The organism is Curtobacterium sp. VKM Ac-2887 (assembly GCF_015350935.1).
GTDB lineage: Bacteria > Actinomycetota > Actinomycetes > Actinomycetales > Microbacteriaceae > Curtobacterium.
Genome location: NZ_JADKSB010000008.1, coordinates 72,257 through 98,525, shown reverse-complemented (window position 1 = coordinate 98,525; position 26,269 = coordinate 72,257). Strand labels below are relative to the sequence as shown.

Here is a 26,269-nt window from a genome sequence, read left to right as displayed (position 1 = left end):
ACGAACCGACTGGAGGCTCTCCACACGTGTGCAGAGAGCCTCCAGTCGGTCGGACAGTCGCGTTCAGCCCGCGATGCGCTCCCGCACGATCGGCCCGCGGGCCGTCACGGCAGCGTCGGACGAGCCGATCGACCACGCACCCTCGAGCGACTCGAGCGCCCGCGGGATCCGCGAGGCGTCGTCGGTGTGCAGCGTCCAGAGCGGCTGCCCCTCGGTCACGGTGTCACCGGGCTTGACGTGCAGCTCGATGCCCGCCCCGGCCTGCACCGGGTCCTGCGCGCGGGCACGACCGGCACCGAGGCGCCAGGCCGAGACGCCGAACGGCAGGGCGTCCTGCTGCGCCAGCACACCGGACGACGGCGCCGTGACGACGTGCTGCTCGCGGGCGACCGGCAGCGCGGCGGAGGGGTCCCCACCCTGCGCGGAGATCATCCGACGCCAGGTGTCCATCGCCCGGCCGTCGGCCAGTGCAGCCGCAGGATCGGCGTCCGGCATCCCGGCGAGCGTCAGCATCTCCGAGGCCAGTGCCACGGTCAGCTCCACGACGTCGGCCGGACCGCCGCCCTCAAGCACCTCGACCGACTCCCGCACCTCGAGTGCGTTGCCGATCGTCAGGCCGAGCGGGACCTCCATGTCGGTCAGCAGCGCCGAGGTCTTCACCCCGGCGTCGTTCCCGAGGTCGACCATCGTCTGCGCGAGCTCGCGCGACGCCTCGTACGTCGGCATGAACGCACCGGAGCCGAACTTCACGTCGAGCACGAGCGCACCGGTGCCCTCGGCGATCTTCTTCGACATGATGCTCGACGCGATGAGCGGGATGCACTCGACGGTGCCGGTGATGTCGCGCAGGGCGTACAGCTTCTTGTCGGCCGGTGCGAGACCCGAGCCGGCGGCGCAGATGACCGCACCGACGTCGGACAGGATCTCCATCATCCGGTCGTTCGACAGCGCAGCCTGCCACCCGGGGATCGACTCGAGCTTGTCGAGCGTCCCGCCGGTGTGGCCGAGGCCACGGCCGGACAGCTGCGGCACCGCGACGCCGAACGACGCCACCAGCGGTGCGAGCGGCAGCGTGATCTTGTCGCCGACCCCGCCCGTGGAGTGCTTGTCGACGGTCGTCTTGCCGAGCGACCCGAACGACATCCGCTCCCCGGACGCGATCATCGCGAGCGTGAGGTCCTTGACCTCGCGCCGCTCCATCCCGTTCAGGAAGATCGCCATCGCCATGGCGGCCATCTGCGGGTCCTCGACGTAGCCGCGCGTGTACGCGTCGACGAGCCAGTCGACCTCGGCGGTGCTCAGGGCGCCGCCGGATCGCTTCGTACGGATGAGGTCGACGGTGTCGAACGGCTCGACGGCCATGGGGATCAGTGCTCCTGCTGGTAGGTGGCGAGGGTGCGCGGCCCGAACGCGTCGGGCAGGACCTCGTCGATGGTGCGGATGCCCGAGACCGTCTCGAGGAGCATGCCCTCGGTCGAGTGCTCGAACAGCAGCTGGCGGCAGCGGCCGCACGGCATCAGGGTCGCCCCGTCGCCGTCGACGCACGTGAACGCGACGAGCTTGCCGCCGCCGGTCATGTGCAGCTGCGACACGAGCGAGCACTCCGCGCAGAGCGTCACCCCGTAGCTCGCGTTCTCGACGTTGCAGCCGGAGACGATCCGGCCGTCGTCGGTGAGCGCCGCGGCGCCCACCGGGAACGACGAGTACGGCGCGTAGGCACGCCGCATCGCGGCCGTGGCGGCGTCGCGGAGAGCGCCCCAGTCCACGTCGACCGGGAGGCCCGTGGCTGCGTCCGCCCCGTCGGCGGCGGTGTCGCCGCCTCCCGCGCGCAGGGCCGTGGCCGGGTCCGTCCAGGCGATCGCGTCGGTGGACGCGGCCGTGCCGTCGTCCGCAGCGTGCGTTTCGGTCATGTGCCGTGCCTCCTGGCCGTCAGCTCTTGATGTACGGCTTGCCGGACGCGGCGGGACCGCGCGACTGCCCGACCAGGCCGGCCACCGCGAAGATCGTCACCACGTACGGCAGCATCAGCAGGAACTCGCTCGGCACGGGCGAGTCGATCGCCCCGAGCGTGTTCTGCAAGTTCGACGCGAAGCCGAACAGCAGCGCCGCCAGCGTGGCCTTGATCGGGTCCCAGCGGCCGAAGATGACGGCGGCCAGGGCGATGTAGCCGGCGCCCGCGGTCATGTCCTTCGTGAACGGTCCGACCGCGTCGAGCGTGAAGTACGCACCGCCGAGGCCGGCGATCGCGCCGGCGAGCGACACGTTCCAGAACCGGGTGCTCGTGACGTTGATGCCCACCGTGTCGGCCGCCTGCGGGTGCTCGCCGACCGCGCGGAGGCGCAGGCCCCAGCGGGTCTTGAACAGGCCGAAGGTGACGACCGCGACGGCCACGTACGCCAGGTAGACGATGACGCTCTGCTCGAAGAACACCGGACCGATGACCGGGATCTGGTGGAGCAGCGGGATCTCGAACTTCGGGAACCGGACGCCGACGTTGAGCGTGGTCTCGTTCGGGGACAGCACCTGCGAGTACAGGAAGCCGGTCAGCCCCGAGATGAGGGCGTTGATGACGACACCGACGATGACCTGGTCGACGAGGTACTTGATGCTGAACGCGGCCAGGATGAACGAGACGAGCACACCGGCGACGAGCGCACCGACGAGTCCGACCCACGCGGAGCCGGTGAGCGACGCGATGAGCGCCGAGGTGAACGCGCCCGCGAGGAACTGGCCCTCGATGGCGATGTTGACCACGCCGACCCGCTCGGAGATGACGCCGCCGAGGGCACCGAACACGAGCGGGACGCTCAGCCCGAGTGCGCCGACCAGCAGGCCGGGCAGCGGGATCGTGGCGCCGGCCGCTGCCCACGTCAGGAAGCCGACGACGAAGACGATGGCGAAGACCGACGTGACCCAGAGCGGGACGTGCCGGTACGCACGGACCTCGACGAAGGCGTAGACCGTGGCGATCGCCAGGAGCACGACCACGACGTAGCCGGTCGGTGCCGCCGACAGCGGGACGTTCGGCAGCGCGACGAAGTCGCCGGCGTTCGCGAGCCGGAAGGTAGTCGTGCCGGCACGGCTGAGCAGGACGAAGAACACGACCGCGAGCAGCGTGAACACCGCGTACCCGATCGGGAGCTTCCAGCTGCGGGTCGTCTCGACCGGACGGTCGGACAGGGGCGACGCGGGCGCCGCGGTGGGGCTGAGGGTGCTCACGCGGCGACCGCCTTCTTGCTGTTCTTGCTCGTCTTCGTGCGCTGGCGGGCTCCCGGCTGCGGGATACGGAAGATCGCGCGGACGAGCGGCGGCGCCGCGATGAACAGGACGATGAGGGCCTGGATGACACCGACGATGTCGATCGGGATGCCGTTGGCGGCCTGCATGGCGTAGCCGCCGTTCTTCAGCACACCGAACAGGATCGCGGCCCAGAACACGCCCCACGGCTTCGAGCGGCCGAGCAGCGCGACGGTGATCGCGTCGAAGCCGATGCCGGCGTCGATGCCCGAGGTGAAGCCCGTCGTGACCGCACCCTGCACCTGGTAGGCGCCGGCGATGCCGACGAGGGCACCGGAGATGACCATCACCCATATCGTCAGCGCCGGCACGCTCATGCCGGCGACGCGGGCGGCGCGGGGGTTCTCACCGATGGTGCGGAACCGGAAGCCGAGCGACGACTTGTTGACGAGCCACCAGACCACGACGACCGCGATGATCGCGACGATGAAGCCGAGGTCCACGCCGTACCGCACGCCGAAGAGCTGCGGCAGGAGGGCGCTGTCCTTCGTTGCCGGGGAGATCGGGTTGCTGCTGCCCGGAGCCTGGAGCAGACCGGGAGTCCGGAGCAGGTAGCTGACCAGGTAGAGCGCGACGTAGTTGAGCATGATCGTGACGACCACCTCGTTCGCACCCGTGCGCGCCTTGAGGACACCGACGATGCCGCCCCAGACCGCACCGCCGACGATGCCGGCGACGATCGTGAGCGGGATGTGGATCGCGGCAGGGCCGTCGAACGAGAACCCGACCCAGCCGGCGGCCGCGGCCCCCATCAGGATCTGGCCCTGGCCGCCGATGTTGAACAGCCCGGCGCGGAAGGACAACGCGATCCCGAGGCCGGCGACGACGAGCGGCACCGCGTAGTCGATCGACCGGGTGAGCGGGGCGATCGCCTGCTGGAAGCTGGTGGCGCCGAAGTTGACCACCGAGCCCTGGAACAGCGAGGCGTAGGCGCCGCCGACCGCGGTGCCGATGGCCTGGAGCATGTCGGCGGGACGGGCGAAGAAGTAGCCGGCCGTGGCGCGGACGTTCTCGTCGGTCAGGGCGATGAGGATGCCGCAGGCGACGAGGGCAAGGACGACCGCGAGGACCGTGACGAGCACGGATCCGTTCAGGATGCTCTGCATCGCGGCGTGCCAGCGGTCGGTGCCGGGGGCGCCGTTGCGGCGCTCGGTGTCGTCCGCCGAGTCCGTCATCAGGTGCGGGGTCTCCGGCGCCTCCTGCAGACGGTCGTCGGTGAGCGGGGCGTCTGCCTCGGTGCCGGCAGTGGGCTGCGTGTTGTCTGGGTCCTGCGCGGTCACGCTGCCAGCTCCGTTCCGGTCGTGGATGTGGCTTGGATCTCGCCGGCCGAACCGGTCATGCGGCCAGCTCCGTTCCTTCTGGGATCTCGCCGGCCATCATGAGGCCGAGGACGTCTCGCGGGGTGGTCGCCGGCACGATCCCGACGATGCCGCCGCGGTACATGACGGCGATGCGGTCGGCCAGTGCCACGACCTCGTCGAGCTCGGTGGAGACGACGATGACGGGCACACCGGTGTCGCGGGTGGCGACGATGCGCTTGTGCACGAACTCGATCGACCCGACGTCGATGCCGCGCGTGGGCTGCGCGGCGACGAACAGCCGGAGCTCGCGGCTGAGCTCCCGGGCGAGGACGATCTTCTGCTGGTTGCCGCCGGACAGCCGACCGGCAGCGGTCGCGCGGCCCGGCGTGCGGATGTCGAACTCGGCGATCTTCTCGTCGGCGAAGGCGTCGCGCTCGGCGGCGCGGATGGTGCCGGCGCGGACGAACGCGTCGTGGTCGGACCGGTCGAGCATGAGGTTCTCCGCGATCGTGAACTCGCCGACCAGGCCGTCCTCCTTGCGGTCCTCGGGCACGAAGCCGACGCCGGCGTCGAGCACCTGCTTGACGCTGCGGCCGGTGAGCTCCTTGCCGTCCAGCGTGATGCGGCCGGCGTGGACGGGCTCGAGACCGAGGATCGCCTCGGTGAGCTCGGTCTGCCCGTTGCCCTGCACCCCGGCGATCGCCAGGACCTCGCCACGACGGACCGAGAACGACACGTCGTCGACGAGCACGATGCCGGACGGGTCGGTCACGGTGAGGCCCTCGACGACCAGGGCGTCCTCGCCGCCGGTCGACGGCGTCTTGTCGACGACGAGGGAGACGGCACGGCCGACCATCATCGCGGCCAGCTCGTTGTTGGTCGCCGCGGGCGAGGCCTCGCCGACGACCTTGCCGAGCCGGATCACCGTGATGCGGTCGGCGACCTCGCGGACCTCGCGGAGCTTGTGGGTGATGAAGACGATCGCGGTGCCGGCCTCGCGGAGCTGCCGCATGATGCCCATCAGCTCGTCGGTCTCCTGCGGGGTGAGGACGGCCGTCGGCTCGTCGAACACCAGCACGGAGGCGTCGCGGGAGAGCGCCTTGATGATCTCGACGCGCTGCTGGACGCCGACGGGCAGGTCCTCGATCTTGGCGTCGGGGTCGACGTCGAACCCGAAGCGGTCGGAGATCTCCTTGACCCGCTTGCGGGCGCCGGCCAGGTCGAGCCGTCCACCGAAGGTGGTCTGCTCCTGACCGAGCATGACGTTCTCGGCGACGGTGAAGACGGGCACGAGCATGAAGTGCTGGTGCACCATGCCGATGCCGGCGCGCATGGCGTCACCGGGGCCGTCGAAGTCCTGGACCACGTCGTCGAGCAGGATCTCGCCCTCGTCGGCGTCGTACAGGCCGTAGAGGACGTTCATCAGGGTGGACTTGCCGGCGCCGTTCTCACCCAGGAGGCAGTGGACCTCACCCGGCTCGACGGTGAGCGAGATGTGGTCGTTGGCGACCAGGGCGCCGAACCGCTTGGTGATGCCGCGGAGTTCGAGCTTCATGTTCGGGAGTCTATTTCTGTCTCGCGCGCGCCACGCGGGCGCACGAGAACGCGGGCGAGGGAAGATCCCCCGCCCGCGTCCATCGGGTTAGGACTGGGTCTTGACCTTGATCGAGCCGTCGATGATGCCGGCCTTGATGTCGTCCAGTTCGCCCTGCAGGCCCTTGTCGACCTTGGACTCGTAGTCGTGGAACGGCGCGATGCCGACACCCTCGTTCTCGAGCGTGCCCACGTACGGGGTTTTCGAGAACTTCTTGTCGGCCGCCTGCTCGACGACGTCCTTCACGGCCGGGCGCATGCCCTTCTCGACCGAGGTGAAGGCGATGTCCTTGTAGCGCGGGTCGGCTTCGTAGAGGTCGCTGTCCGCACCGATCAGGACGGAGCCGTTGTCGGCGTCCTTGATGGCCTCGGCAGCGGACTGGTAGATCGGACCGCCGACGGGCAGGATCACGTCGGCGTCCTGGTCGAGGAGCGTCTGCGCGACCGACTTGGCCTGCGTGCCGGCCTCGAAGCCACCGGTGAAGGAGCCCTTGCCGGTGTCGACGTTCCAGCCCTTGACCTGGACGTCCTTGTCCTTCTGCTCGTTGTAGTACTTCACGCCGTCCGCGAAGCCGTCCATGAAGATGGTGACGGTCGGGATCTGCATGCCGCCGAAGGTGCCGACGACGCCGGTCTTCGAGTAGGACGCCGCTGCGTAGCCGGCGAGGAACGCGGCCTGCGAGGTGTCGAACGTGATCGGCTTGACGTTCTTCGCGTCGATCGAGCTGTCGTCGATGATCGCGAAGTCGGTGTCGGGGTTCGCCGCGGCCTGCTTCTTCGTGGCGTCGGCGAGGTTGAAGCCGACGGTCACGACGAGGTTGCAGTTCTGGCCGATGAGCTGCTGGATGTTCGAGTCGTAGACGGTGGCGTCCTTCGACTCGGCTTCCTTGTAGGTGGCACCGAGGTCCTTGGCGGCGTCCTTCATGCCCTCGTAGCCGAGCTGGTTGAACGACTTGTCGTCGAAGCCACCGGCGTCGGAGACCATGCAGGGGCGGAAGTCGGTCTTCTTGGCGGTCGTCGTTTCGGACGGCGCCGAGGCGCAGCCTGCGAGGACGGCGGCGGTGCCGAGGAGCGCGAAGCCGCTGAGGACGACGCGTCGGGTACGAGATGTCACGGGTGGGTTCCTCCGGGGAGCGTGCCCGGACCACGTGCGTTCCGGGCGATCGTGGCGACAGTACACGACCGCCCGGCCGGTACAGGACCCGTTCTGAGCACAGGACGGATCAGTTACGGGATCGCGACCGCGCCGAAACGCGCTCGTAACGCGGGGTCACGCTCGGACCCCCAGTTCGAGGGGTTTGTCGGTGGAGCGCTACAGGACGTCGCCGGACCGGCGGATCTCTGGAGATCAGAGTTCGTCGGCGTCACCCGGGAAGCACAGCGAGACGGCTTGGACGGTGTAGTTCCCCGAGTAGGCGTAGACGCTGATCGAGGACACCTTGCCGGCGCCGTCGCCGAAGTTCGCGGGCCCGTCACTGGAATCACGCCGGGTGACCTTCATCCCCTGCGCTTCCCAGTGCTCGGTCATCCGAGCGGCGTCGGCCTGGGGTCGCCCGGCCAGCGTGCTCCCCGTGAGGTAGCGCCACTGCGCGCCCGCCTCGCCGTCCGCGAGGACACAATCCTCCGCGTAGTCCGGCCCGGTGCGCGCTTTCCAATCGCCGCCGAGGCGCTCGGTCGCATCGTCGACCGCTTCCACCATCTGTCGCTTCGCGGCGTCCGCACTCACCTGTGGCTCCCGCAACTCAGATGCACCGGTGCCGGTCCTCTGCGCGTCGCAACCGGTCGCCCCCACCAGCAGCATGCCGACGAGGAGCACAGAACCGACGAAGCTGCGTCCCACAGCCCGTCCACGTGTCACAAGCTGTCGGCGTCACCAGGGAAGCACAGCGAGATGGCTTCGACGGTGTAGTTGCCCGGGAACGCGTAGAGGTTGATGGAGTCGATCGAACCACCTCCGCGGCCGACGATCGCAGGCCCATCGGGGTCAGCCCAGCGCTCGATCTTCATTCCCTGGGACTTCCAGCGGGCGAGCGTCGCCTTCGCGTCAGATTCCGGGTCCTCCGAGTCGCCGCTTGAAGTCCGGCCGGTGAGGTACACCCAGTGGGCGCCCTGCGTCCCGTCAGGCAGCTCGCAGTGCTCAGGAGCGTCAGGGCCGGTGCGAGGCTTCCACACGCCGCCCAGATGCTTCGTGACGTCGTCGATCGCATCGATCATCTGCTGTTTCGCGGTGTCAGGGTCCACGGAGGACTTCCTTTCCTCTGGCTGCCGGGCACAAGCGGCGAGCACTGCGATCACCATCACGAGCGCAAGTGCGCTCCCTGCCACGCGTCGGACGGGCGTTGCGACGATCATCGTTCTCCTCAGTCGTTCCATGCGTTCACCTGGCTCGAGCCGGGGTCAGTTCGTCATCCCGCCCGTTGATCGCGAGTCCGACATTGTGCAGCGTCTCGGTGCCACGGTCGAGATACCCCCGCCGGTCGCCGTTCAGTGGATCGTGGTGCAGGACCGAGTTCAGCTTCTCGCCGCCCTGCACCGTCGTGCCGTCGGCGCCGAACACCGTCGCACCGAAGGCCTCCGACATAGGATCCACGCGGTGCCCGATGCTGTGGTCTCGCCCGAAGGAAGCCCACTCGTCGCCCTTGCCGACTTTGCCCACGGGCGCGTCCTTTGCCTGCGCGGCGTAGACGCGTCCGGCGTGCAAGTCGTCGGCTGAACGGACGTCATCCGGCAGCCCTGCCGAACCGAGCGCCACGAACCGGTCGACGTGGACGCCCGGCTTCGAGAGCGCGACCGCCGCAGTGGTCGTTCCGTAGGAGTGCCCGACGATGTTCGTCTCCGGCATCCGCCCTGCACGCACGGCGTTCAACCCGCGGATCGACGCGGCGAGGTTCTCGCCGCCACGATCGGCCTTCCCCATGAGCAGGACGTCCGCTGGGGTCGGAGCGTCGTACCCGATCCAGGCAACCACGGCACGACCAGCGGCATCCCCACGACGCGTCTGCTGCTCGTAGACGTTCTGCGCCGCAGTCGTCCACGAAGTCATGTCCGCGGTCGTCGTGTTCATGCCTGGCACGGCCCAGGTCACGGAGTCGGCCGTGTCGAGGTCACCGATCGACACTGCGGCAAGCGGGGGGTGGTCATCCGTCAACGAGATCAGATAGCGGGGGCCGTCGAACTGGTCCTCGCGAACGGCGGCGTTGATGTTGCGCAGCGACTTCAACTCGCTCTTCAGCGCCGCGATCCGCTGTGCCGCCGCGCGTGCGGCGCCCTCGTCGCCCGTGGACGCCACGGACGCCAGAAGACTCTCGATCTCGAGCTCGACGTCGCCCAATCGCTGGTTCAACACCACGACGTTTGCCGTGCTCCGAGCCCAGTACGGGATGCCCTCCAGGTTGCCGAGCTCGGACAGCACCGACGTCGGCAGCGCACGGAGCGCATCGGCGTCGGCCGTGGTCAGACCGAGCGCCGCCCACTTCGCTGCGACCTGCGTCGGCGTCAGTCCGGGCGCCAGCAGACCCTGCACCGCGGGCGCTGCCCGGCCCATGGCAGCGATGTCGAGCACGGCGTCGGCGAGCGCGCCGCCGCCTGCATCCTCGAACGCCTTGGCGGTCTTGGCGATCCAGGACCGGTCCTCGTCGTTCTCCGCGACGTACCGGTCGAACCCAGCCGGCATGCTGCCGCGGTCGACCTGCACCCATGCGCACGAGGACCGGAACGACGACCAGGCCGAACGCACTCGCGCCGCCTCAGCCGAGGCCGCGGTGTCGAGCCCTGCCACCGTCGAGACGAACGCGCGCAGTGCCGTCGGGTCGGCGGAGCTCTTCCCCCGGCTCGCACCCGCTCCGTACCGAGCACGTTCACGGCCGCGGAACTCGGCGTCCACGGTTGGTCGAGTGAGCGGCTCGTTCGAGGGCTCCCGGTCGGTCAACGTCCCCCAGAGATCGACCGCCGCGCCGGAGAACGGTCCGGCGAGCGCATCAACGGCCGTCCGCTGACGCTCGGACTCTCGGACCTTCCAGGCGGCGTGCGCGCGGGCACGCTCGCGCTCCTGCTCGGCGCGCTCGACGGCTCGGTCGACGCCGGACGCGAGGTCGGTCAGGACCCCGACGAGCTTGCCGCGATCCTCGGCCTCGATGACGACGGCGTCACGGAACCGGTCGGCGTACGAGCCTGCGAAGTCCGCCAGTGCCGACCCCGCCGCTCCCGAACGGCTCCCGCCCTGCCCGCGCAGGGTCGCTGCTGCTGCCCGTACCGCCGTTGCCAGTGCTGACGCGTCCCCCGCGTCGAACTCGATGTCCACCATCGCCCCCGTGTCTCCCCCGTGTCGCTCCCCAGCGACCCTACACCTGACACATCACCGGACGGGAGCCCGGGACGACGTCGTCAGAGGACGTCGCCGCGGCCGCTGATCTTGAGCGCATCCACGACGCCCTTGACCCGCTGCGCGTTCGCGCTGGTCGTCACGAGCAGCGCATCGGGGGTGTCCACGACGACGATGTCCTCGACCCCGATGAGCGAGATGAGCCGCTGGCTGTGCGAGATCACGATGCCGCTCGACGAGTCGGCGAGGATCCGGGCGCCGTCACCGAGCACGGCGAGGTTGTTCGGACGACCACCGGACTGCAGCTTGGCGAGCGAGGCGAAGTCGCCGACGTCGTCCCAGTCGAAGTCACCGGGCACGACCGCCATGCGTCCGGCCGCGGCAGCAGGCTCGGCGACCGTGTAGTCGATCGCGATCTTCTCGAGCGTGGGCCACACCGCGTCGACGACCGCGCCGCGGGCCGAGGTGTCCCAGGCGTCCGCCAGCTCGTTGATGCCGGCCAGCAGCGTCGGGTTGTTCCGGCCGATCTCCTCGAGCAGCACGTCGGCGCGGGCGATGAACATGCCCGCGTTCCACAGGTACGTGCCCTGTTCGACATAGGAGCGTGCGGTGTCCAGGTCGGGCTTCTCGACGAACGACCGGACGGCGTGCGCGGTCGGTGCGCCCTCGATGTCCAGGGTGTCGCCGTGCGCGTGGATGTACCCGAAGCCGATCGCGGGCTCGGTCGGCGTGATGCCGATGGTGGTGATGTACCCGGCGCGGGCGACGGCGACGGCCTCGCGCACCGAACGGCGGAAGCCGCGGGCGTCACCGATGACGTGGTCGGCGGCGAAGGAGCCGATGACGACGTCGGGTTCGCGGCGCACGAGGATCGCCGCGGCGAGGCCGATGGCCGCCGTGGAGTCCTTCGGCTCGCTCTCGAGCACCACGTTGTGGTCCTCGACCCCCGGCAGTTGCGACTCGACGGCGACGCGGTGCGCCCGTCCGGTCACGACCATGATCCGCTGCTCGCCCGCGAGCGGGGCGAGCCGGTCCCAGGTCTGCCGGAGCAGCGAGGTGCCGGACCCGGTCAGGTCGTGCAGGAACTTGGGTGCGTCCGCGCGCGACAGCGGCCACAGGCGCGATCCGATGCCCCCTGCGGGGATGATCGCGTAGAAGTCTTCGAGAGCGTCAGCCACGCGCTCACCGTACCGGTCCTGCCGCGCGGATCCTGGGTGGTCTCCGCACGATTCCCGCATGCGGGCTCCCGCAGGGCATCGTCGGCGTGCGCGCGGCGACGGCGTCGCGTTGTTCACCCGTCGCCTCCGCCCCGTTCACGTCGTCGGCCCCGCGGGGTCACGTGACGCCCGGAGCATGGGCAGCACCATGAGCGCACGCAGCGTGGAGCACGGCACGTCCCCCCGGACCGTCGCCGTCGTGACCGAGAGCTTCCTGCCCACCCTCAACGGCGTGACCACCAGCGTCCTGGCGGTCCTCGACCACCTGGAACGCCGAGGCCACCGCGCGGTCGTGATCGCACCGGACACCCCGGGGCTCGCGCAGTTCCGGTCCCGCAGCAGTGTCGAGCGCTACCGCTCCTTCGACGTGCACCGGATCCCCGCCGTCGCGTACCGGCAGTTCCCCGTCGCACTCCCCCACCCCGTCCTCGACACGATCCTCGCCGCCTCCGGCGCCGACGTGCTCCACGCCGCGAGTCCGTTCCTGTTGGGCGGGCGCGCGATCACGGCAGCCGGGAGGCTCGGCATCCCCTCCGTCGCCGTCTTCCAGACCGACGTGGCCGGTTTCGCCCGCCGCAACGGCTTGACGGCGACCGTCCCGTTGGTCCGCAGGATCCTCGGCCGCATCCACGCCGGCGCCTCGCTGACGCTCGCGCCGTCGAGCGCGACCGCCGCGATGCTCGCCGAGGACGGGGTCCCCCGCGTCGCCCGCTGGGGGCGCGGGGTCGACACCGAGCTCTTCCACCCGGCCCGACGGGAGTCCGCCCACGTCCGAGCGCTCCGACGCCGGATCGCGCCGCACGGCGAGACGATCGTCGGCTACGTCGGACGGCTGGCCCCGGAGAAGGAGGTCGAACGGCTCGCCGAGCTCGGCGGGATCCCCGGCATCCGCGTCGTCGTGGCCGGCGGTGGACCGTCCCGCGCGCTGCTCGAACGGCGACTGCGGCACCTCGACGTCACCTTCACCGGACCGTTGCGCGGCGACGCCCTCGCCGACGCGTACGCCTCGCTCGACCTCTTCGTGCACACCGGTCCGGCCGAGACCTTCGGGCAGACCCTCCAGGAAGCGCACGCCTCGGGGCTGCCGGTGATCGCGCCGGCGTCGGGTGGTCCGCTCGACCTCGTCGCCCCCGGACTCGACGGCGAGCTCTACGACACCGACGCACCACAGGCCCTGCGACAGGCGGTCCTGCGGCTCCACCACGACCGCGCACTCGCGGAACGGATGGGATCGGCGGGCCGTCTCCGGGTCGAGGGCACCACGTGGGAGGCCGTCGGCGACCAGCTCCTGGGGCACCACGACACGGCCAGGAACATCGGCGCGCCGCCCGTGGGTCGGGGCCTGCGGGCCGGTCGGGACGAGAAGGTCAGCACCCGCGCATAGGATGGGACGTGTTCCACACGAACACGAACGGCAAGGGCTCGCCGATCGGGCGAGCCCGTCCTATGGAAGGACGAGCTCATGGCTGAGCCCACCGGCGGCGGTACGGCGACCGCCGTCCCCGACGTCACGATCGAGGCGCCCCGCGCCTCTCGGAAGCTCGAGGGCACGCTGTACCGCGGATCGACCGGCATGTGGTCGTGGGTCCTGCACCGGATCACCGGTGTCGCGATCTACTTCTTCCTGCTCGTGCACATCCTCGACACGGCACTCGTGCGCCTCTCACCCGAGGCGTACAACGCGGTCATCGGCACGTACAAGACCCCGATCATGAACATCGGCGAGATCGCCCTGGTGATGGCCATCGTGTTCCACGCGTTCAACGGGCTCCGGATCATCCTCGTCGACTTCTGGTCCAAGGGGCCGAAGTACCAGCGGGCCATGTTCTGGGTCGTCATCGTCCTGTGGGCGATCGCGATCGCGGGCTTCCTGCCCCGCCAGCTCATGAACCTCTTCGCGGACTTCAACTAGAGGGGCACCTGATGACCACGCAGATCGTCGAACCTCCCCGTTCCGCCTCGGCCGCCCGCCGCTCCACCAACTGGGAGAAGTGGGGCTGGATCTACATGCGCGGCTCGGGCGTCCTGCTCGTCGTGCTGATCTTCGGCCACCTCTTCGTCAACATGGTTGCGGGCGAGGGCGTCAAGCAGATCGACTTCGCCTTCGTCGCCGGCAAGTGGGCCAACCCGTTCTGGCAGGTGTGGGACTCCCTCATGCTCGTCCTGGCGCTCATCCACGGCTCGAACGGCATGCGCACGATCGTCAACGACTACGTGTCGAAGCCGGGCATCCGGAAGACGCTCCTCGCCGCGATCCTCATCGCGTGCGTCGTGCTGATCGTCCTCGGCCTGCTCGTCTGCTGGACGTTCGACCCGTGCCCCGCCGGCGCAGCCGCCGCGGACCTGCCCTCCTTCTGCCCGGCGCAGTAGCACCATCCCCGCTGCCGACCGCCTTCCCACCGTCTACGGAAAGACCCCTGTGACCGAGACCACCGTGCACCACCACCAGTTCGACATCGTCATCATCGGCGCAGGAGGCGCGGGCATGCGTGCCGCGATCGAGGCCGGCCCGAAGGCGAAGACGGCCGTCATCTCGAAGCTCTACCCGACCCGCTCGCACACCGGTGCGGCGCAGGGCGGGATGGCCGCGGCCCTCGCGAACGTCGAAGAGGACTCGTGGGAGTGGCACACCTTCGACACGATCAAGGGCGGCGACTACCTGGTCGACCAGGACGCCGCCGAGATCCTGGCGAAGGAAGCCATCGACGCCGTCATCGACCTCGAGAACATGGGCTTGCCGTTCAACCGCACGCCCGAGGGCAAGATCGACCAGCGTCGCTTCGGCGGCCACACCCGCGACCACGGCAAGGCACCGGTCCGTCGCGCTTGCTACGCGGCTGACCGCACGGGCCACATGATCCTGCAGACGCTGTTCCAGAACTGCGTCAAGCTCGGCGTCGAGTTCTACAACGAGTTCTACGCGCTCGACCTCATCATGGTCGACGTCGTGGGCGAGGACGGCGTCACGCGCAAGCAGCCGGCCGGCGTCGTCGCGTTCGAGCTCGCCACGGGTGAGCTGCACGTGTTCCACGCCAAGGCGATGATCTTCGCGACCGGTGGCTTCGGCAAGATGTACAAGACCACCTCGAACGCGCACACCCTGACCGGCGACGGCGTCGGCATCGTGTGGCGCACGGGTCTGCCGCTCGAGGACATGGAGTTCTTCCAGTTCCACCCGACCGGCCTCGCAGGCCTCGGCATCCTGTTGACCGAGGGTGCTCGTGGCGAGGGTGCGATCCTGCGCAACGCCTCTGGTGAACGCTTCATGGAGCGCTACGCCCCCACCATCAAGGACCTCGCCCCACGCGACATCGTCGCCCGGTGCATGGTGCAAGAGGTTGCAGAGGGCCGCGGTGCCGGCCCGAACAAGGACTACGTCCTGCTCGACTGCACGCACCTCGGTGCCGAGGTCCTCGAGACCAAGCTCCCGGACATCACGGAGTTCGCCCGCACCTACCTCGGCGTCGACCCCGTCGTCGAGCCGGTGCCGGTGATGCCGACCGCGCACTACGCGATGGGTGGCATCCCGACGAACACCGACGCGCAGGTGCTTTACGACAACACCACCGTCGTCCCCGGCCTCTACGCCGCCGGCGAGTGCGCCTGCGTCTCGGTGCACGGCTCGAACCGTCTCGGCACGAACTCGCTCCTCGACATCAACGTCTTCGGCAAGCGCTCGGGCAACAACGCCGCCGAGTGGGTCAAGACCGCCGAGTTCCTCCCGCTGCCCGAAGACCCCGCTGCCGGCGTCCGGGCGATGCTCGACCAGCTGCGCGCCTCGACCGGCACCGAGCGCATCGCCGTCCTGCGCAAGGAGCTGCAGGACGAGATGGACAAGAACGCCCAGGTGTTCCGCACCGACGAGTCCCTCGCCCGCGTCACCGAGACCATCCACACGCTCCGGAACCGCTTCATGCAGGTCTCCGTGCAGGACAAGGGCAAGCGGTTCAACACCGACCTGCTCGAGGCCGTCGAGCTCGGGTTCCTGCTCGACCTGGCCGAGGTGGTCGTCTACTCGGCCCGCAACCGCAAGGAGAGCCGCGGCGGCCACATGCGCGACGACTACCCGAAGCGCGACGACGAGAACTACATGCAGCACACGATGGCGTACCTGACGGGCGACCCGCACTCGTCACTCGCCGACGACCACATCACGCTGGACTGGAAGCCGGTCGTCGTGACCCGGTACCAGCCGATGGAGAGGAAGTACTGAGATGACCGACACCCTGGTCTCCGACGCACCCCGGACCGACACCACCGACGCGCCTCCCGGGTCCTTCTCCGTCACGCTCATCATCCGGCGCTTCGACCCGGACGTCGACGACGAGCCGCGCTGGCAGGACTTCGACGTCATGATGCTGCCGACCGACCGCATCCTCGACGCCCTGCACAAGATCAAGTGGGACCAGGACGGCTCCCTGACGTTCCGACGCTCCTGCGCCCACGGGGTCTGCGGCTCGGACGCGATGCGCATCAACGGCCGGAACCGGCTGGCGTGCAAGACCCTGATCAAGGACCTCGACGTCTCGAAGCCGATCTACGTCGAGGCGATCAAGGGCCTGCCGCTCGAGAAGGACCTCGTCGTCGACATGGAGCCGTTCTTCAAGTCCTTCCGCGAGGTCCAGCCGTTCCTGCAGCCGAAGACGGCGCCCACCCCGGGCAAGGAGCGCATCCAGTCAGTGGCCGACCGCGCACGCTTCGACGACACCACGAAGTGCATCCTCTGCGCCGCGTGCACCTCGTCGTGCCCGGTGTTCTGGACCGACGGGCAGTACTTCGGCCCGGCCGCGATCGTGAACGCGCACCGCTTCATCTTCGACTCGCGTGACGATGCCGCCGAGGTCCGCCTCGACATCCTCAACGACAAGGAAGGGGTCTGGCGCTGCCGGACCACCTTCAACTGCACCGACGCCTGCCCCCGTGGCATCCAGGTGACCAAGGCGATCTCCGAGGTCAAGCAGGCCGTCATGCGGGGCCGCGCCTGACACTCGGGGTCGTCCAAGACTCGACATCGACTCCACCGATAGGCTCCGCTCCATGACGTTCGCGGCCACCCGCCCCATCCTCGACCAGCTCGGCTACACGATCCGCTACGTGCAGCTCCCCGGAGAGACCCTGCACGAGCCGCCGGTCGAGGGCGCGCTCCGCGTGGTCCCGGCCGAGGCGTCCGACGAGTTCGCGCTCGAGGTCGTCGACTACGGCACGGCCCGTCGTCTCGCCACCGCGCGCGGCGAGGAGGACGCGGTCGAGATGCTCCGTCGGTTCCTGAACCGGCCGTTCCCGGCTCCGCGCGACATCGCCCGGCACGAGCTCGACGGGCTCCGTGACCGTGCGGCGTCGACGTACCCGCAGCTGGCGCAGCAGGTGTCGCAGGCCGGAGAACAGGGGTTGACCATCCAGATCCCCGCGGGCGTCCCCGTCGACCGCATCGGTGGTCCGGACGGCTACCTGCTGCACCCGCTCGACACCCCGCTGCCGAGCCGGTCGCTGCCGCCGCACGTCGCCGGCGTCCCGGAGACCCATCGCTACCTGGTCGAGCGCCCGTTCATGGTGAACGTCCGCTTCGTGCAGCCGTGGTTCGAGCAGCCGGGCGGCGCGCTCCGCTTTCAGATCGCCGATCCCACGGTCACCGTGCGCGACCTCGTCGTCGACGGTGCACTGGCTCGACTCCGCGTGGTCTGACACCCCGCACGACGAAAGTCGGCCCGCACCGCGCTTTCGCGCAGTGCGGGCCGACTGCCGTTCAGTGTTGCTACGCCTGGTCGGGGCGGTCGTACTGCGCACCAGCCGGGTTCGGCGGCAGGCAACCGAACACGATCGCGGCGATGCCGACGAACATCCCGATGAGCCAGAGCGGACCGGCGAGGTTCGCGTCGTGCACGCGGCGCCACCCCAGTGCGATGTTCGGGATGAGGGTCCCGAGCCACCAGATGCCGTACAGGACGAGCAGGATGAAGATCCACGCCGGGGGTGCACCCTCGGTCTGGGTGTAGCCGTACTCGTCGGTGGTCGAGGCCGAGACGCTCCACGAGATGATGCCGGCGATGAACCCGCCGTACAGAACGAGGGTCACGATCGCGTTCGCCAGGACCCAGTACCAGTACTCACTGCGGCTGGCGCGTCCGTCGAACCGGGCGTACTTCTTGAAGAAGCGCGTGAAGGCGTCGAGGAACCCTGCACCGTAGAAGGGTGCCCACAGCGGCGGAGCTCCGTCGGGCCCGACCGGGATCGGCGGACCGGCCTGCGGGTACGGGTCGGCGTACTGCTGGCCGTAGCCGGGCTGCTGGCCGTACTGGCCAGGCTGCTGGCCGTACCCGGGCTGCTGCCCGTAGGCACCAGGCTGCTGGCCATACGGACCGGGCTGCTGCCCGTAGGCACCAGGCTGCTGGCCGTACGGACCGGGCTGCTGCCCGTACCCCGGCTGCTGCGGCTGCTGCGGCTGCTGCGGCTGCGGCTGCTGCTGCTGCCCAGGGTCAGGCTGCCCGGACGGCTGGTCGCCGCCGGGCTGGCCCCACTGCGGTGTGTCGTTGCTCATCGAGCGCCGGTCGGTCGGTCGTAGCGCTCGCCCTGCGGGTTCGAGGGCAGCAGGCCGAACACGATGCCGACGATGCCGACGAAGATCGCGATGATCCACAGGGCACCGGGCAGGTTCGCGTCGTGCAGGCGTCGCCAGCCGAGGGCGAGCGTCGGGATGATGATCGCGAGGCTCCAGAGCCCGATCAGGATGCCGGCGATCACGAAGAGCGCGGACGGGCTGGTGACGGTCGACTGCACGCTCGCCGAGGTCGCGGTCGACATCGACACCGTCGAGCGCTCCGACGTGGCGAAGCCGATGCCGTACAGGATGCCGAGGACGATGCCGACGATCGCGTTCGCCAGGTACCACCACCAGAACTCACTGCGGCTCGCGCGGCCACTGAAGGTCGCGTACTTCTTGAAGAAGCGTCCGACGGCCTTGCCGAAGGAGATCCCGTACCAGGGGGCCCAGATCGGCGGCTCGCCGTTCGGGCCGGTCGCCGGCTGCTGGCCGTACTGCGGCGTTCCGTTGTACGGGTTCGGCTGGCCGCCCGGCTGCTGGCCGGACGGGTTTTGCGGGTACTGGTCACTCACGGTGTCCCCCTCGATCGTTGGCTGGTAGTCGGGTCCGAGTCAACCAGAACCGTCGCGCGGCCGTCGCTCGCTACCCGCGGTGCGGTTCGTCGTACCGCTGTCCCTGCGGGTTCGACCCCATCAGACCGACGATCAGCGAGAACAGGACGCCGAGCGGCGGGATGATGAAGAGGAAGGCGAAGTACCCGCTCAGGTTCACGTCGTGCAGTCGTCGCACCGTCAGGGCGATGAAGCCGAGAGCGCAGGCCAGGGCCCAGAGCCCGCTCAACCCGTTCGACGCGTCGTCGAAGAACGGCAGCACGTTGAAGAACCCGCCGACGATGCCGGTGGCCGCCGAGCCGATGACGTACCAGAGGGCCCAGAACCAGAACTCCGACTGGCTTGCGCGGCCGTCGAACCGGACGTACTTCTTCCAGAACCGCGGGAACGCCTGCACGAACGGGATCCCGTACCAGGGCGCCCACAGCGGGGGCTGGCGCGGGCCGGTCGGCTGCTGGCCGTACGGTCCGGGCTGCTGGCCGTACGGTCCGGGCTGCTGTCCGTACGGTCCGGGCTGCTGGCCGTACGGTCCGGGCTGCTGGCCGTACGGGTTCTGCGGCGGGTACTGGTCACTCACTGGTTCGTTCCTTCCGAGGCCGACTGCGATCACCGTCGAGTCTGGCAGCGGCGGCGGCAGGACGCGTCCCCCCAGCGGAGGACAGCGCAGCGACTGCGCTCCGACAGGGCTCCGACCGGCGCTCCGACCGACTCAGGGCAGCAGTGCCAGCTTGCCGCCGGGGTGCCCGGACTCCAGCAGCTCCGCGGCCGCCTTCGCCTCGGCGAGCGGGAACGTCCGCGCCACCGGGACCTCGAGCTGTCCGGCCCCGGCCAGGTCGATCAGTCGCTGCCGCACCGAGTCGCGGAACGCCTTGCTCGCTGGCTGCGCCCCACCGACGGCGGCGAACCCCGCCTCGGCGGCGCGCGCCTGCGCGGCGATGGTGACGATCCGGTCGCGGTCCGCGACCACCGCGAGCGAGACGTCGACGGCCTCGTCGGTGCCCACGCAGTCCAGTGCCACGTCGATGCCGGAGGGTGCGAGCGACCGGACCCGTGCCTCCAGGCCGTCGCCGTACGCGACCCACTCGCCGCCGAAGCGTCGCACGACGTCCGCACCCCGCTCGGAGGCGGTGCCGATGACGCGCGCGCCGAGCAGGCGAAGCTGCTGCAGCAGGCTGACGCCGACTGCTCCGGAGGCACCGTGCACCAGCACGGTGTCGCGCCCCGCGGCACGGGTGACGCGCAGCATGTCGGCTGCGGTGGTGCCCGCGAGCAACAGGTTCGCCGCCTCGGGGAAGCCGAGCCCGACGGGCTTCGCGAAGACGTCCGCGGCCGGGACGGTGAGGGACGACGACCAACCGCCGGCGATCCGGAACGCCAGGACCTCGTCGCCGACCGCTCCCCCGCCGGAGGCGATGGTGGTGTCCGGTCCGAGGGCGGTGAGCACGCCGGCGACCTCGTAGCCGACGGGCACGGGCAGGTCGGCCGGGTCGCCCTGCCGCGTGTGCTTCGTGTCGGCGGGGTTCATGCCGGCGGCGCGGACCGCGATGGTGACCTCACCGGGTCCGGGTGCGGCGACCTCGGTGTCCACGAACTCGAGGACCTCGCTGCCGCCGAACCGCGGTGCCACCCAGTGCTTCGTCATGCGGCCGACGCTACGCCCCGATCCGCCGGCGGCGTGCGCGGAGGGTCCGTGCACGGAGCACCATCACGGCGATGCCGCCGAGCAGCATCGCGCCTGCCGCGGCGAGCGGGATCGTCGGGTCGCTGCCGGTGAAGGCCAGCTCGGTCGTACCGCCGCCGTTGTCGCCTCCACCGACCACCGGTACCGCGGGTGCTGTCGACGTGGGAGCGGTGAGCACGGGAGCCGAAGCGGTCGGCGTCGCCGTGGGCGTCGGTGCCGGCGCACGGACGGTCACGACGTAGGTCTCGGTGTCCGGCGGTGCCGTGCCGTTGTCCACCGTGATCGTCACCGTCGTGGTGCCGGGCGTGGTCGGCGTGCCGGAGATGACGCCCGTGTCCGGGTTGATCGTGAGTCCGGGCGGGAGGGTTCCGCCATCGGAGTACGTCGGTGCCGGGTTGCCCGTCGCGGTGACGGGGAACGAGTACGGCGTGCCGGCGGTCGCGTCGGTCGGGGTGCCCGAGGTGATCGTCGGTGCGACGCTCTCGGACGGCGTCCCCGCAGCCGGGCAGTTCGTCGGCCGGGTGATGGTGTTGTCGTCGAGCGTCACCGCTGCGTTCCGGGCGAGCAGTCGGCCCACGACCGTCGCACCCGTCGTGGCGGTCACGGACTGGTCGGCGAGGACGGTGCCCTGGAACTGGGCGGCGCTGCCGATGGTCGCTGAGCTGCCGACCTGCCAGAACACGTTGCACGAACTCGCGCCACCGGTGATGACGATCCTCGTGCCGGACCCGATGGTCAGGGTCGACGCGGCCTGGAACACCCAGACGGAGTCCGCGCTGCCGGCCAGGGTGAGCTGGCCGGTGTTCGCGAGCTGCAGCGTGTCGCCGTTGTAGACGCCCGGGCTGAGGCTGAGCCCGTTGAGCTCCTGGAGGCCGGTCTGCGTCGGCGTCAGCGAAGCGGCCACGTTGTAGGCGGTCGTGGTGTCCGACTGGGCCTACGCGGCCGCCGCGTCGGTCTGGTGCACGGTGCCGTTCACGGTCCCGTTGCCGGTGCCGCCGAAGCCGGTGATCGAGGTACCGGGCGAAACGCCGAGGTCACCGTTGACCACGGTCGGCCCGGTGTTCGTCACGGTCTGCGCGCCGAGGACGCCGTAGCTCGCTGCGGTCCCGAGACCGACGGGGCCGTCGATGATGGTGGCGGCGGACGCGGCTGAGGAGGCGCCGAGGGCGAGCGCTGCGGCCAACCCGATCCCGGTGCTGACGACGATGAGCGGACGGAGGATGGGCGTTCTGGCCACGGAGGCCCCTGCCTGAGATGGCGAAGAGCCGATCGGGCATCGGAGACACCCGGCGTTCACCGTGTCCCGAGTGTGTCCGGATCGCATGTGTTCCGAGGTCCTGACTCCCAGGTTCGCCCGGATCAGCCGATACCGGACAGGACCCGTCCGTTCCGGCCGACGACGGCTGTTCGGTATCGTCCTCACATGCCGCGCGCCGCGATCGTCGTCAACCCGTCCAAGGTTGACCTGCGGGTGCTCCGCAACACCGTCGCGGCTGAGGAGGACCGGAGCGGCTGGGCTCCCACGACCTGGTTCGAGACCGCGGCGTCCGACGACGGCCGCGCCGCCGCGACCGACGCACTCGCCAGCGCGCCGGACGTCGTCCTGGTCGTCGGCGGCGACGGCACGCTGCGCGTCGCAGCCGAGGTGCTGCAGGGTTCCGGCGTGCCCCTTGCTGTGCTCCCCGTCGGCACCGGGAACCTGTACGCCCGGAACCTGCGCATCCCGCTGAACGACGTCGCCGGGTCGGTCCGAGCCGCCTTCAGTGGGACCGATCGGCCGGTCGACCTCGCGTTCGCCGAGCTCACCGACCCGCAGGGCACGACGACGCGCCACGCCTTCCTGGTGATGGCGGGCATCGGCCTCGACGCGAACATGGCGGCCAACACCAACGCACGCCTGAAGAAGCGGTTCGGGTGGCTCGCGTACTCCGACCCGATCATGCGGTCCGTGATCGGCAACCGGCAGATCGACCTGCGGTACCGCCTCGACGACGGTGACACCCGGACGATGCGGGCGCACACGGTCATCGTCGGCAACTGCGGCACCCTGACCGCCGGCGTCCTGCTGCTGCCCGCCGCGAAGCCGGACGACGGGGTGCTCGACGCGGTCGCGTTCCGCCCCGGTCGGACGGTCGGCTGGGCCGGCGTCGGCTACGGCCTGTCGCTGAACCGCTTCTTCCACCGGACCGGGTTCGGCCGGTTCCTGTCGTGGCTCATCCCGGCCACCCGGACGCTTCGGTACACGAGCGCACGGGTCCTCGACCTCGAGCTGGACCAGCCCGAGCAGGTCCAGCTCGACGGCGACCCGTTCGGCACCGTGGTGGCGGTGCGGCTGACGGTGGACCACGGCGGGCTCACCATCCGGGTGGGGCCGTCGCGGTGACCACGTGAAGACGGGAGGCCCGGTGCCAGCTGGCACCGGGCCTCCCGTCTTCACCGGGCCACGTCGAGAGCGTCAGCCGCGCGCGACACGCACCCGGTCCGCGAACGCTGCGTGCAGCGGGTGCTCCGCGGCGAGGCCGGTGACCTGCGTCACCACGTCGGCATCGGACGCGTCCGAGGCCAGCAACGCCTGCAGCTCGACGCTCTGCTCGTCGTCGGCGACGTCGAAGCGGAGCGCCGCGCCCATCGCGTCGAGCAGTGCGGTCGGCTCGGTGCCGTCCTCGGCCAGCGCCGCGGCGGGCGAGACGAAGCGCTCGTCACGCGACAGCTTGCGGAGCGGCTGCCGGCCGACGCGTGTCACCGTGTCGGGCAGGTGCGGGTTCTCGAACCGGGCGATGATCGCCTGGACGTAGGCGCGGTGCACCTCGGGGTCGAGTTCGTGGCGGCGGACGAGCAGGTCGCTCGTCTCGGCGAGGACGGACTCGAGCTCGGAGCGCACCGCGGGGATCGCGATGGCGTCGGAGATCTTGTCGGCCCCGGCGACGAAGCCGTGGTACGCGACGGTGGCGTGCCCGGTGTTCACCGTGAAGAGCTTGCGCTCGATCGAGGCGGCGAGGCCGTCGACGTAGTGCGCGCCGGGGATCTCCGGCTCGTTGCCGCCGAACGGCGTGCGGTCGATGGCCCACTCGAAGTAGGTCTCGACGGTGACGTCGAGTCCGGCGCCCTCGGGCTGGGCCGGCACGATGCGGTCGACGGCGGTGTTCGCGAAGACGGCCTTCGCGAGTGCCGCGTCACGGCCCTCGGCCGGGAGCGCGTCGACGATGAACTCGCGCAGACGGTCCGTGGCGTTCAGGGCGTTCTCGCACGCCATCACGGCGATGGGCGCAGCGTCCGCGTCGCGCTGCTGCAGCGCCCGCGCGATCACCGGGGCGATGAACTTCAGGACGTTCGGGCCCACCGCGCAGGTGACGATCGCGGCAGTGGCGATCTCGGCGACGACGCCGTCCTCGTCCTGCGCGCTGTTGAGGGCGCGGAAGTTCGTGACCTCGTGGTCCTGCGCTCCGGTGCCGACCTCGTGCACGGTGTACGAGTCGGCGGCGGCGAGGGCGTCGATGAGCGGCGCGGCGACGTCGGCGAACACGACCTCGTAGCCCGCTTCGTGCAGGAGGAGGCCGACGAAGCCGCGGCCGATGTTGCCGGCACCGAAGTGGACGGCGGTGCCCCGATCGGTGGTGCTCACTCGTTGACCTCGCCGAGGATCGACAGGATCGCGCTGGTGTCGGCCGCGTCGGTGAGCTTCTGGACCTCGTCCTCGTCGGAGAACACGATCGCGATCTTGGACAGGATGTCGAGGTGCTCGTTGTTCACGCCGGCGATGCCGACGACGAAGCGCACGGGGTTGCCGTCCCAGTCGATCGGGCTGGCGTAGCGGATGAACGACAGCGCGGACGACTTGATGGCGTCCTTCGCGTCGTTCGTGCCGTGCGGGATGGCGAGGAAGTTGCCCATGTACGTGGAAACGCTCTTCTCACGCTCGAGCATCGCCGGGTAGTAGTCAGCGGTGACCGCGCCCGCAGCTTCGAGGATCTCGGCCGCCTCCTTCATCGCCTCCGACTTGGTCGGCGCGGTGTCCTCGGTGTGGATCCGGATCTGGCTCTCCTGCAGGACGGGCATCGTGGTTCTCCTTGGTGTTCGAGGACGTGACGGAGGGGACGGGGATGTCCCCGTCCCCTCCGATACTGCACTTCGTTACTGGTGGTGGCGTTACTGGTTCTTGAGCTGGTCGACGACCTGGTCGTACTGCGGCGCGTTCATGAAGTTGCCGACCGACACGTGCTGCGCGTTCGGGTTCTTCTGCTTGGCGCGGTCCGTCAGTTCTTCCTGCGTGATGATCAGGTCCTCGTCACCGGACAGGTTCGCGATCGCCTTGTTGGTGACCGTGACCCCTTCGATGCCCGCCTTCTTGATCTTGTTGCGCAGGACGCTGGCGCCCATGGCGCTCGACCCCATGCCGGCGTCGCAGGCGAAGACCAGGTTCTGGACCCTCGTCGCAGTGGCGGTGGTGCCCGACGTGGCGGCCTCTTCGGTGTTGGCCGGGGCGTTGTTCCCGAGCAGACCCGCGGTCGCCGAGTTCACGTCGCGGCCCTTGTTCGCCTGGAGCTTCGCCATGGCGGCGCTCATGTCCCCGTCGTTGCCCATCTCGCGGTCACGCTTGCGGGTGGCGAGGAGGAAGAACGACGCGACCGCGAACGTGACTGCCGCGGACAGGACGACCGACAGGGTGACGCCGAGGAAACTGTCCCGCGGCGTGTTCAGGAACACCGCGAAGATCGATCCGGGGGACGCAGGTGCCGTCAAGCCGGAGTTGAAGATGACGTTCGTCAGCACGCCCGTGCCGCCACCGAGGATGACCGCGATGAACATGACTGGCTTCTGCAGCACGTACGGGAAGTAGATCTCGTGGATGCCGCCGAAGAACTGGATGATGATCGCGCCGGGGGCGGTCGAACGGGCGATGCCGACACCGAAGATGGTGAACGCCAGCAGCAGGCCGAGGCCGGGGCCGGGGTTCGCCTCGAGCAGGAACAGGATCGACTTGCCCGACTCCTTGACCTGGTCCACGCCGAGCTGGTCGAGCACGCCGTGGTTGATCGCGTTGTTCAGGAAGAACACCTTCGCCGGCTCGATGAACACGCTCGCGAGCGGGAGCAGGGAGTGGTTGATCAGGAACTCGACGGCCGCACCGAGTGCGGTCGCGATCCCGGTGAAGACCTTCGACAGCCAGAAGAACCCGGCCAGGAACAACCCGAACCCGAGGATGCCGGCGGCGTAGTTGTTGACCAGCATCTCGAAGCCCGGCTTGATCTTGCCGTCCCACAGACGGTCCAGCTGCTTGATGATGTACGCACCGAGCGGCCCGCAGATCATCGCACCGAGGATCATCGTCGAGTCGGACCCGAGGATGACGCCCATCGAGAAGATCGACCCGACGACGGCACCGCGGGTCTCGTAGACCATCCGGCCACCCTGGATCGCGATCGCGAGCGGGATGAGGTAGGTCAGGATCGGGCCGACGACACCGACGACGCTGCCGTCACGGGATCCACCGAGCGCGGCGACCGGCGTCCAGCCGTCCGGGATGAAGAAGGCCGTGATGATGCCCCACGCGATGAAGATCGCGATGTTGGGCATGACCATGCCGGAGAGGAACGTGCCGAACTTCTGAACGGCGACGCGTGCGCCGCCCCGCGACTTCGCGGGTGCGTCGGGCGCTGCAACGGACGACGTTGTCATGTGCGGTGACTTTCTGTGTGGTGGAGCTGCTGCT

Annotated in this window: 25 protein-coding genes and 1 pseudogene; 7 read left to right on the top strand and 19 right to left on the bottom strand. The window is 69.8% G+C overall.

All coding sequences use genetic code 11. The features are described from left to right. Positions 1 to 63: 63 nt before the first annotated feature. The 10 genes from ITJ69_RS11040 to ITJ69_RS10995 form a co-directional block, all read right to left on the bottom strand. Positions 64 to 1,362 (bottom strand): thymidine phosphorylase, encoded by a 1,299-nt coding sequence (locus tag ITJ69_RS11040; RefSeq protein ID WP_194672776.1) that lies wholly within the window; start codon positions 1,360 to 1,362, stop codon positions 64 to 66. A gap of 5 nt (positions 1,363 to 1,367) precedes the next feature. Continuing rightward, a complete protein-coding gene (locus tag ITJ69_RS11035) occupies positions 1,368 to 1,766 on the bottom strand; it encodes a cytidine deaminase (protein WP_123339066.1) in 399 nt (132 codons plus the stop codon). Positions 1,767 to 1,929: 163 nt separating this feature from the next. Continuing rightward, a complete protein-coding gene (locus ITJ69_RS11030; RefSeq protein ID WP_123338926.1) occupies positions 1,930 to 3,219 on the bottom strand; it encodes an ABC transporter permease in 1,290 nt (429 codons plus the stop codon). Next, complete coding sequence (locus ITJ69_RS11025) at positions 3,216 to 4,577, bottom strand: ABC transporter permease (RefSeq protein WP_173169379.1); 1,362 nt, start codon at positions 4,575 to 4,577, stop codon at positions 3,216 to 3,218. Before ITJ69_RS11025 ends, ITJ69_RS11030 begins: the two co-directional genes overlap by 4 nt. Before the next feature lie 55 nt (positions 4,578 to 4,632). Continuing rightward, the gene (locus tag ITJ69_RS11020; RefSeq protein WP_123292184.1) at positions 4,633 to 6,153 is read right to left on the bottom strand and encodes an ABC transporter ATP-binding protein; all 1,521 of its coding nucleotides are present in this window, start codon (positions 6,151 to 6,153) and stop codon (positions 4,633 to 4,635) included. Between the two features lie 87 nt (positions 6,154 to 6,240). After that, positions 6,241 to 7,305, bottom strand: a complete 1,065-nt coding sequence (locus tag ITJ69_RS11015; RefSeq protein WP_194672775.1) for a BMP family lipoprotein — start codon at positions 7,303 to 7,305, stop codon at positions 6,241 to 6,243. A 234-nt stretch (positions 7,306 to 7,539) separates the two neighbouring features. Further along, positions 7,540 to 8,007 (bottom strand): hypothetical protein, encoded by a 468-nt coding sequence (locus ITJ69_RS11010; RefSeq protein WP_159573031.1) that lies wholly within the window; start codon positions 8,005 to 8,007, stop codon positions 7,540 to 7,542. A gap of 38 nt (positions 8,008 to 8,045) precedes the next feature. Beyond that, complete coding sequence (locus ITJ69_RS11005; RefSeq protein ID WP_228505420.1) at positions 8,046 to 8,564, bottom strand: hypothetical protein; 519 nt, start codon at positions 8,562 to 8,564, stop codon at positions 8,046 to 8,048. A 4-nt stretch (positions 8,565 to 8,568) separates the two neighbouring features. Then, complete coding sequence (locus ITJ69_RS11000; protein WP_194672773.1) at positions 8,569 to 10,494, bottom strand: alpha/beta hydrolase; 1,926 nt, start codon at positions 10,492 to 10,494, stop codon at positions 8,569 to 8,571. Positions 10,495 to 10,574: 80 nt separating this feature from the next. Next, positions 10,575 to 11,690, bottom strand: coding sequence for a mannose-1-phosphate guanylyltransferase (locus tag ITJ69_RS10995; protein WP_123672266.1), 1,116 nt, complete (start codon positions 11,688 to 11,690; stop codon positions 10,575 to 10,577). A gap of 187 nt (positions 11,691 to 11,877) precedes the next feature. On the opposite strand from ITJ69_RS10995, the gene ITJ69_RS10990 reads away from it, so the two are divergent. The 6 genes from ITJ69_RS10990 to ITJ69_RS10965 all read left to right on the top strand — a co-directional run bounded on the left by ITJ69_RS10990 (position 11,878) and on the right by ITJ69_RS10965 (position 17,411). Next, on the top strand, positions 11,878 to 13,113 hold the full coding sequence (locus tag ITJ69_RS10990; RefSeq protein WP_228505418.1) for a glycosyltransferase family 4 protein: 1,236 nt from the start codon (positions 11,878 to 11,880) through the stop codon (positions 13,111 to 13,113). A 78-nt stretch (positions 13,114 to 13,191) separates the two neighbouring features. Beyond that, positions 13,192 to 13,641 (top strand): succinate dehydrogenase, cytochrome b556 subunit, encoded by a 450-nt coding sequence (gene sdhC, locus ITJ69_RS10985; RefSeq protein ID WP_131881384.1) that lies wholly within the window; start codon positions 13,192 to 13,194, stop codon positions 13,639 to 13,641. A gap of 11 nt (positions 13,642 to 13,652) precedes the next feature. Next, positions 13,653 to 14,099 (top strand): succinate dehydrogenase, hydrophobic membrane anchor protein, encoded by a 447-nt coding sequence (gene sdhD / locus ITJ69_RS10980; RefSeq protein WP_111086628.1) that lies wholly within the window; start codon positions 13,653 to 13,655, stop codon positions 14,097 to 14,099. A 49-nt stretch (positions 14,100 to 14,148) separates the two neighbouring features. After that, positions 14,149 to 15,942, top strand: a complete 1,794-nt coding sequence (gene sdhA / locus ITJ69_RS10975) for a succinate dehydrogenase flavoprotein subunit (RefSeq protein WP_123338916.1) — start codon at positions 14,149 to 14,151, stop codon at positions 15,940 to 15,942. A gap of 1 nt (position 15,943) precedes the next feature. Further along, entirely contained in the window at positions 15,944 to 16,714 is a 771-nt protein-coding gene (locus tag ITJ69_RS10970) for a succinate dehydrogenase iron-sulfur subunit (RefSeq protein WP_123292177.1), read from the top strand. A gap of 52 nt (positions 16,715 to 16,766) precedes the next feature. Continuing rightward, positions 16,767 to 17,411, top strand: a complete 645-nt coding sequence (locus ITJ69_RS10965; protein ID WP_111086631.1) for a TNT domain-containing protein — start codon at positions 16,767 to 16,769, stop codon at positions 17,409 to 17,411. A gap of 70 nt (positions 17,412 to 17,481) precedes the next feature. Here ITJ69_RS10965 and ITJ69_RS10960 read toward each other — a convergent pair whose 3' ends face one another. The 6 genes and pseudogenes from ITJ69_RS10960 to ITJ69_RS20970 form a co-directional block, all read right to left on the bottom strand. After that, complete coding sequence (locus ITJ69_RS10960; protein WP_194672772.1) at positions 17,482 to 18,264, bottom strand: DUF805 domain-containing protein; 783 nt, start codon at positions 18,262 to 18,264, stop codon at positions 17,482 to 17,484. Further along, on the bottom strand, positions 18,261 to 18,839 hold the full coding sequence (locus ITJ69_RS10955) for a DUF805 domain-containing protein (RefSeq protein WP_194672771.1): 579 nt from the start codon (positions 18,837 to 18,839) through the stop codon (positions 18,261 to 18,263). The genes ITJ69_RS10960 and ITJ69_RS10955 overlap by 4 nt, the downstream gene beginning before the upstream one ends. A 70-nt stretch (positions 18,840 to 18,909) precedes the next feature. Then, a complete protein-coding gene (locus ITJ69_RS10950; protein ID WP_123672268.1) occupies positions 18,910 to 19,455 on the bottom strand; it encodes a DUF805 domain-containing protein in 546 nt (181 codons plus the stop codon). A gap of 132 nt (positions 19,456 to 19,587) precedes the next feature. Next, a complete protein-coding gene (locus ITJ69_RS10945; protein WP_194672770.1) occupies positions 19,588 to 20,520 on the bottom strand; it encodes an NADP-dependent oxidoreductase in 933 nt (310 codons plus the stop codon). 10 nt (positions 20,521 to 20,530) lie between these two features. Further along, positions 20,531 to 21,106: a putative Ig domain-containing protein gene (locus ITJ69_RS20975; protein WP_323743086.1), complete on the bottom strand. Its 576-nt coding sequence runs from the start codon at positions 21,104 to 21,106 to the stop codon at positions 20,531 to 20,533. Next, positions 21,092 to 21,796 (bottom strand): annotated as a pseudogene (locus tag ITJ69_RS20970) (ice-binding family protein); the annotation flags it as partial. The gene ITJ69_RS20975 and the pseudogene ITJ69_RS20970, both read right to left, overlap by 15 nt. Before the next feature lie 186 nt (positions 21,797 to 21,982). Here ITJ69_RS20970 and ITJ69_RS10930 point away from each other — a divergent pair. Beyond that, positions 21,983 to 22,942 (top strand): diacylglycerol/lipid kinase family protein, encoded by a 960-nt coding sequence (locus ITJ69_RS10930; protein WP_194672767.1) that lies wholly within the window; start codon positions 21,983 to 21,985, stop codon positions 22,940 to 22,942. A 72-nt stretch (positions 22,943 to 23,014) separates the two neighbouring features. Here the strand turns inward: ITJ69_RS10930 and ITJ69_RS10925 are convergent, their stop codons facing one another. From ITJ69_RS10925 to ITJ69_RS10915, 3 genes are all read right to left on the bottom strand, one after another. Further along, positions 23,015 to 24,181, bottom strand: a complete 1,167-nt coding sequence (locus ITJ69_RS10925) for a mannitol-1-phosphate 5-dehydrogenase (protein WP_194672766.1) — start codon at positions 24,179 to 24,181, stop codon at positions 23,015 to 23,017. Beyond that, positions 24,178 to 24,615: a PTS sugar transporter subunit IIA gene (locus ITJ69_RS10920; protein ID WP_027466426.1), complete on the bottom strand. Its 438-nt coding sequence runs from the start codon at positions 24,613 to 24,615 to the stop codon at positions 24,178 to 24,180. Before ITJ69_RS10920 ends, ITJ69_RS10925 begins: the two co-directional genes overlap by 4 nt. A gap of 90 nt (positions 24,616 to 24,705) precedes the next feature. After that, positions 24,706 to 26,235 (bottom strand): PTS mannitol transporter subunit IICB, encoded by a 1,530-nt coding sequence (locus ITJ69_RS10915; protein ID WP_194672765.1) that lies wholly within the window; start codon positions 26,233 to 26,235, stop codon positions 24,706 to 24,708. Positions 26,236 to 26,269: the final 34 nt, after the last annotated feature.

What these genes read in the sequence shown, in the direction of transcription:
- ITJ69_RS11040 (WP_194672776.1), bottom strand. Translation starts at nt 1,362, where the DNA reads ATGGCCGTCGAGCCGTTCGACACCGTCGACCTCATCCGTACGAAGCGA.
- ITJ69_RS11020 (WP_123292184.1), bottom strand. Translation starts at nt 6,153, where the DNA reads ATGAAGCTCGAACTCCGCGGCATCACCAAGCGGTTCGGCGCCCTGGTC.
- ITJ69_RS11005 (WP_228505420.1), bottom strand. Translation starts at nt 8,564, where the DNA reads ATGGAACGACTGAGGAGAACGATGATCGTCGCAACGCCCGTCCGACGC.
- ITJ69_RS11000 (WP_194672773.1), bottom strand. Translation starts at nt 10,494, where the DNA reads ATGGTGGACATCGAGTTCGACGCGGGGGACGCGTCAGCACTGGCAACG.
- ITJ69_RS10990 (WP_228505418.1), top strand. Translation starts at nt 11,878, where the DNA reads ATGAGCGCACGCAGCGTGGAGCACGGCACGTCCCCCCGGACCGTCGCC.
- sdhC (WP_131881384.1), top strand. Translation starts at nt 13,192, where the DNA reads ATGGCTGAGCCCACCGGCGGCGGTACGGCGACCGCCGTCCCCGACGTC.
- sdhD (WP_111086628.1), top strand. Translation starts at nt 13,653, where the DNA reads ATGACCACGCAGATCGTCGAACCTCCCCGTTCCGCCTCGGCCGCCCGC.
- ITJ69_RS10970 (WP_123292177.1), top strand. Translation starts at nt 15,944, where the DNA reads ATGACCGACACCCTGGTCTCCGACGCACCCCGGACCGACACCACCGAC.
- ITJ69_RS10965 (WP_111086631.1), top strand. Translation starts at nt 16,767, where the DNA reads ATGACGTTCGCGGCCACCCGCCCCATCCTCGACCAGCTCGGCTACACG.
- ITJ69_RS10960 (WP_194672772.1), bottom strand. Translation starts at nt 18,264, where the DNA reads ATGAGCAACGACACACCGCAGTGGGGCCAGCCCGGCGGCGACCAGCCG.
- ITJ69_RS10945 (WP_194672770.1), bottom strand. Translation starts at nt 20,520, where the DNA reads ATGACGAAGCACTGGGTGGCACCGCGGTTCGGCGGCAGCGAGGTCCTC.
- ITJ69_RS10930 (WP_194672767.1), top strand. Translation starts at nt 21,983, where the DNA reads ATGCCGCGCGCCGCGATCGTCGTCAACCCGTCCAAGGTTGACCTGCGG.
- ITJ69_RS10920 (WP_027466426.1), bottom strand. Translation starts at nt 24,615, where the DNA reads ATGCCCGTCCTGCAGGAGAGCCAGATCCGGATCCACACCGAGGACACC.
- ITJ69_RS10915 (WP_194672765.1), bottom strand. Translation starts at nt 26,235, where the DNA reads ATGACAACGTCGTCCGTTGCAGCGCCCGACGCACCCGCGAAGTCGCGG.